Annotated in this window: 5 protein-coding genes; 2 read left to right on the forward strand and 3 right to left on the reverse strand. The window is 36.8% G+C overall.

Annotated features, from left to right (window positions below; genetic code table 11):
- Positions 1–215 precede the first annotated feature (215 nt).
- Positions 216–3,503, reverse strand: a complete 3,288-nt coding sequence (carB, locus tag JR053_RS04710) for a carbamoyl-phosphate synthase large subunit (RefSeq protein ID WP_416603718.1) — start codon at positions 3,501–3,503, stop codon at positions 216–218.
- A 138-nt stretch (positions 3,504–3,641) separates the two neighbouring features.
- Between carB and JR053_RS04715 the strand changes: the two genes are divergently transcribed.
- Entirely contained in the window at positions 3,642–3,815 is a 174-nt protein-coding gene (locus JR053_RS04715) for a hypothetical protein (protein ID WP_010405589.1), read from the forward strand.
- A gap of 117 nt (positions 3,816–3,932) precedes the next feature.
- On the opposite strand, the gene JR053_RS04720 is transcribed toward JR053_RS04715, so the two are convergent.
- The gene (locus tag JR053_RS04720) at positions 3,933–4,697 is read right to left on the reverse strand and encodes an SDR family oxidoreductase (protein WP_007302308.1); all 765 of its coding nucleotides are present in this window, start codon (positions 4,695–4,697) and stop codon (positions 3,933–3,935) included.
- Positions 4,684–5,499, reverse strand: a complete 816-nt coding sequence (locus JR053_RS04725; RefSeq protein ID WP_007302309.1) for a YihY/virulence factor BrkB family protein — start codon at positions 5,497–5,499, stop codon at positions 4,684–4,686. Before JR053_RS04725 ends, JR053_RS04720 begins: the two co-directional genes overlap by 14 nt.
- Positions 5,500–5,627: 128 nt before the next feature.
- Here JR053_RS04725 and JR053_RS04730 point away from each other — a divergent pair, with 128 nt between their 5' ends.
- On the forward strand, positions 5,628–5,981 hold the full coding sequence (locus tag JR053_RS04730; protein ID WP_010405591.1) for a TrbC/VirB2 family protein: 354 nt from the start codon (positions 5,628–5,630) through the stop codon (positions 5,979–5,981).
- Positions 5,982–6,036: the final 55 nt, after the last annotated feature.

Here is a 6,036-nt window from a genome sequence, read left to right on the forward strand (position 1 = left end):
CAGTTAATTCATGCCTGTCAGATCAAGTCTAAACTATTACAGTTAAAGTCTAGCATATTGTTTGAATCAAGAAAATTAGTACAAAGCCTTTCAACAAACGCTCAAGGCAGTTATATATTGATACTGACACAAAAATCCTTTAATTAAATTTCTCTCTCCTTAGCTTACACGATCCTCATTTTGAAATAAGTAATAATTTATTATAGTCTTGATATTTAAATATTTTGTATCTGCTGTAATGATTTCACTTCCAATTTGCTATTCTTTACATATTGAATTGCAAGCGCTAACGCTTTACTCCCAGAAGCTGTGGTGCTATAAGCTATATTTTGCAAAATAGCAGTTCTCCTGATATCTTTGCTATCTGAGACTGACTTTACACCTTTTGAGGTATTGATCACTAGGTTTATTTTTCCATCTTTGAGCATATCAACTATGTGGGGTCTGCCTTCTCTCACTTTATTTACAGCTTTTGCAGCAATGCCGTTATTGTTCAGATGCAAAGCTGTGCCTTTGGTGGCATATATTTCAAAACTCAGTTCTTTCAACATTCGTACAACAGGCAATATATACTCTTTATCATCATCTTTTACTGAAACCAGAGCTGTTCCTTCTGTTGGTAACTTGTATCCTGCAGCCATGTGCACTTTTGCAAGTGCAGCTCCGAAAGATAAGTCAATTCCCATCACTTCTCCTGTTGATTTCATTTCAGGACCAAGTAAAGTGTCAATTCCCGAAAAACGCGTAAATGGAAAAACAGCAGCTTTAACTGCAAAATGATTGAAAGGCTTGTTTTCCTGATTCAATTTTTTACCCAAAATAACCTGAGTGGCAAGCTTTGCAATAGGAATATTGATTACCTTGGAAATAAAAGGAACTGTACGGCTAGCCCTTAAATTCACTTCAAGTATGTATACATCACTCTCTTGAACAGCAAACTGAATGTTTATCAGACCTTTCACTTTTAATGCTAATGCTATTCTCTCAGTTTGGAGCTCGATCTCTTTTATTACTTCGTCACTCAATGTATTTGTCGGTATTGAACATGTTGAATCGCCAGAGTGGATACCAGCTTCTTCAATATGCTCCATAACCGCTGCAATGAAAACTCTTTCCCCATCACATACAGCATCAACGTCAACCTCAACTGCATTGACTAAAAATTTATCAAGAAGCAGCGAACCATGCTCAAAGATTTTAGTGTGATTCAGGACGTACTCTTTGAAGCTATCAATATCATGCAAAATTGACATAGACTGACCACCAAGGACATAGGATGGCCTCACTACTAATGGAAACCCCACCTTTTCTGCGTTGATTAACGCTTCTTCCACTGAATGACAGATAGAATTTTCAGGTTGTTTTAAATTAAGTTGCAAAGCAAGATTTTTAAATCTCATGCGATCTTCTGCAAGGTCAATAGAATCAAAAGATGTACCCAAGATATTAAAACCTCTTTCGTTCAGCACTTTGGCTAATTTTAAAGGCGTTTGACCACCTATTTGAACTATTACACCAACTAGTGTGCCATTTTCTTGCTCTTTACTTAGTATTTCAAGCACATCCTCTGCAATGAGTGGTGCAAAATATAAACGATCAGCGGTATCATAATCAGTTGAAACGGTTTCGGGATTGCAGTTAATCATTATTGTTTCGTATCCCATTTCTTTGGTGGCAGAAACTGCATGAACGCATGCATAATCAAACTCAATACCTTGACCAATGCGATTTGGACCACTTCCTAAAATGACAACCTTTTCTCGGTCAGAAATGTCCGCTTCGCATTCTGTCCTGTTTGTAATGTCTCCCTCATAACATCCATACATATAAGCAGTGCTCGATTCAAATTCAGCTGCACAGGTATCTACACGTTTATAAACTGGATTAACACCAAATTTTTTCCTCATTGCTTCAATTTGCTCTGATGTCATTCCAGTGCGTGACACTGGAATCCACCTATTTTTTTCTTGGATCCCAGCTGGGATGACAGAGGTAGGTCTATTACTTAACTTTGCGAGCCTTGCATCTGAGAAGCCCATTTTTTTCAGCTCTAATATTTCATATGCAGTTTCAGGAAGGCCGTTTTCCTTGATTTTTTGTTCAGCTAATATAATTTGCTGTATATTTTGCAAAAACCATAAATCATAACCTGTAATCGAATTTATTTCTTCTATGCTAATTCCGTGGCGCATTGCTTCAGCAGCAATCAGTAATCTGTTTGGCAGCAATTTTGCTAACTGAGATTTAATATCTGTGTCTTCAGAAAACACTTCATCGAGTCCCATGAGCCCTGTTTCAAGTGAGCGAAAAGCTTTCTGCAGTGACTCATTAAAAGTACGGCCGATTGACATCACTTCTCCCACTGATTTCATGGAGGTTGATAATTCACAATTTGTCCCCTTAAATTTCTCAAACTCAAATCGAGGAATTTTAGTGACGATATAATCAATCACTGGTTCGAATGCTGCTGGTATTATTGGAGCACAGTCGTTACGTATTTCATCGAGCGAATAGCCAATAGCAAGTTTAGTGACAACTTTTGCAATAGGATAGCCTGTTGCTTTTGAGGCAAGTGCAGAAGAGCGAGAAACCCTTGGATTCATTTCAATTACAACGAGGCTTCCATCTTCTTTAGGATTCACTGCAAACTGAACATTTGCACCACCGGCACTAACATCAATTTCCCTCAGCACTGCTATAGATGCATTTCTCATTTGTTGATATTCAGCATCACGCAGAGTCAAAGCAGGAGCAACTGTGATACTATCTCCGGTGTGCACTCCCATTGGATCAACATTTTCTATTGAACACACTATTATACAGTTATCCTTGCAGTCACGGATAACTTCCATTTCATATTCCTTCCAGCCGATAATTGATTCATCTATCTGAACTTCATTTATTGGTGAAATTTTTAGAGCACTTTCTGTGATATTGAAAAACTCCTCTTTATTGTATGCTATGCCACTACCTGCGCCACCAAGAGTGAATGATGAACGGATGATTGCTGGTAATCCAATGTAATCCAAAGCCTTTTTTATTTGTTCTTGATTTTTTATAATGATACTTTTGGGGTATTTTAGCCCTATTTTATCCATGGATTGGCGAAATAATTCTCTATCTTCCGCTTTTTTTATTGCTTCTCTATTTACCCCTATTAATTCTACGTTGTATTTGTCTAACACTCCATCATCTGCAAGTTTTATTGCACAATTAAGTGCTGTTTGCCCTCCCATTGTTGGTAATATTGCGTCTGGCCTCTCCTTAATTATAATTTTTTCTATGATTTCAGGTAGTACCGGCTCAATATAAGTTGCATCAGAGAATTCAGGATCTGTCATTATAGTTGCGGGGTTGGAGTTAACCAAAATGACTTTATAACCTTCACTTTTTAATACTTTACAGCTTTGCGTTCCAGAATAATCAAACTCGCATGCCTGACCTATAACTATTGGGCCTGCTCCTATTACTAATATAGATTCTATATCTGTGCGTTTTGGCATAATTACAATAACGATCTCTATTCAAGTAATGTTACCAATCTTTCCTGTATATGTGAATTTTTATTAAACCTATTAGCTAACTACTTTTAGGCTTGACGCATAACTGTACGAACATTGCAATTTGCGTGGCAGATTCCAGTGCTTGACACACAGCTGTACAAACATTCATTTTTGAAGGTAAATTGCACAGCAAATGATGTCATTCAAGTAGCTGACACTGGTTCCTTTATGACGGCAGTGCCCAGAGGTGTCATCCCAGTCTGGGATCCAGAAAACTTAACTTTAAATAAGTGGCCGCACAATAAAGACTAGATTCCAGACTGGAATGACACCATAGAGGCACTGGGATGACATCCTTCCTAGTGGACTCAAATCACAATGTTCATACAGTTGTGGGCTTAACGGTATCTTTGCAGATACTATGGTAATTTACTCGGGAGATTTGCTAAGTGGTAAGATTTGTCCTGATATGCTACAATCTTCAGAAGCAAGTTCCACAAATTTGTCTGTCAGTTTATCAGGTGGCACCAATTCAGATATATCTTTTCCCGGAAATGCTTGCTTATACATTTCACTATCGATAGGCTCTTCCGAATACACGGCATTTATGCACAAATTCGTATGTTTTGTCTCAGATGCATATATCTTCACCATTGCTTCTAGTGCAACTTTACTTGCAGCATATGGCATCCAATATGGATAAGAGGAAGGAGAAAGTGTTATCTTTGAGGTCATGAATATCGCTCTTCCAGCATTAGACTTTTTTAGTATCGGACCCAAATTTTTTAGCAAGTACCAACTGGCAGTAAAATTTGTATTCATTACCTTCTGTAGATCTTCAAGCTCACAATCGTGAACAGGGCTCAACTTACATAAAATTTCAGTGCATGTAATCAGTATATCAAGTGTGCCAGATTCTGATAATTTTGGGCTTTCTATCATATTTGCCAGTTTTTCTACGTTTTCAAAGTCTAAAAGATCAAGCTGAATTAGTTTCACATAGCCTTCTTTAAGCTCTTCAATTTCATTATACAGTGGCTTGAGGTGATCGATAAACCTTGAAATCAGAATCACACATGCACCTTCTCTTACAAACCTTTTTGCAACAGCAGAGCCTATTCCACCTGAAGCCCCGGTAATTAAAGCTACTTTACCTTCTAACTTACCCATTTCTTTCTCCTTAGCAAGATCCATTGAAATATTTTAGCTGAAAATTAAATTTTGCTCCATATATAAAAATCAAACTTAGCACATAAAAAAATAGTAACGATACTACCACACCACCTAAACTTCCATATATCAAATTCAGTTGATCAAAGGAAGCTTTTAAATATTGCTTGAAAGCTGAAGCAGAGATCGTCCAAAGAATAACAGCCACACAAGATCCGGGAAATACGTCTGATAAGTTTTGCTTTATGTTTGGCAATGTAAAATATAGCCAAGATACTATAGTAAAAAGCACAAACTCAATAAGTAAATATCTAGTATAACTTAGCCCTTGGTAAGAAAAATCAATTAACATTGGCACTAATGTAAAAAATACTATAGTCAGAGTTGTAACAAGCGTAATTACTAAAAATTGTAATATACTGAGCACCCTTCTCCATATATAAGGCGATGAAACCGGAACTTTATAGGCCTTATTCAATATCGTTCTAAATCCTTCAATTGTCGATGAGGCAGTCCAAACAGCGCCTACAATTGCCAAGGTTAATAAGCTTTGCGGAGGGCCTGATATTATCTCCCTAATACGTGGCATCAAAGATGATAAAATATCCTGTGGCATGTTATCAATAATAAATGCCCAGCCGACATTGTATTGATCTAAGAAATTTGCGAACGTTGATGCCATGGCTATTAAAACAATAAGAAAAGGAAATATTGATAACAGGATTAAAAATGATAGATACCCTGCATGCTCCACTCCATCATTATAAATTGTGTCAATTAAAGCACGATAAAGGCAATAAACGATACTATAAAATTTCTGTAGCACTTGTAATATAAATAAACTATGAAAAGTATTCTAAATGAAATAAAGCATACTTTTAAGCAAAAAATCCTCACCGTTTACTTAAATTTAATCAAAATGATAGATAATCCAGCGTTAAATACGGAGGCATAATGAAAAACTTTCTTCTACTTGTAGCTTTAATTCTTTCCTTTGCATTTGATAATGCTTTTGCTGCTGCTGTTACTGATGATGCAACAACCAATACAATATGCAAAATAGTAGGCTATACTCACGGTATAGGCGGGCCTATGATTACAATAGTGATAATAGGTGCAGCTTTGCTGGCAATATTTGGCAGAATGCCATGGCCAGCGCTTTTTGCACTTGGTGCATTTACTGCTGTGTTTTTTGGTGCACCTGTAGTTGTTTCAAAAATAGTACCAGGTGGTGTGATTTGTAAAAATGGTGCAACTGCTTGCCCTGATGGTAAAACATGGAATACAACAACAAATACATGCGCATAATAAGCATTAAAAGTGTAATAGTTTAGACTTGATCTGACAAGCAAACAAAGTAAGA

The organism is Wolbachia endosymbiont of Nasonia vitripennis (assembly GCF_048054115.1).
In the GTDB taxonomy this organism is placed as follows: domain Bacteria; phylum Pseudomonadota; class Alphaproteobacteria; order Rickettsiales; family Anaplasmataceae; genus Wolbachia.

Excerpts from the sequence above, each read along its gene's own strand:
- JR053_RS04720 (WP_007302308.1), bottom strand. The coding sequence starts at position 4,697 with ATGGATCTTGCTAAGGAGAAAGAAATGGGTAAGTTAGAAGGTAAAGTA.
- JR053_RS04730 (WP_010405591.1), top strand. The coding sequence starts at position 5,628 with ATGAAAAACTTTCTTCTACTTGTAGCTTTAATTCTTTCCTTTGCATTT.
- carB (WP_416603718.1), bottom strand. The coding sequence starts at position 3,503 with ATGCCAAAACGCACAGATATAGAATCTATATTAGTAATAGGAGCAGGC.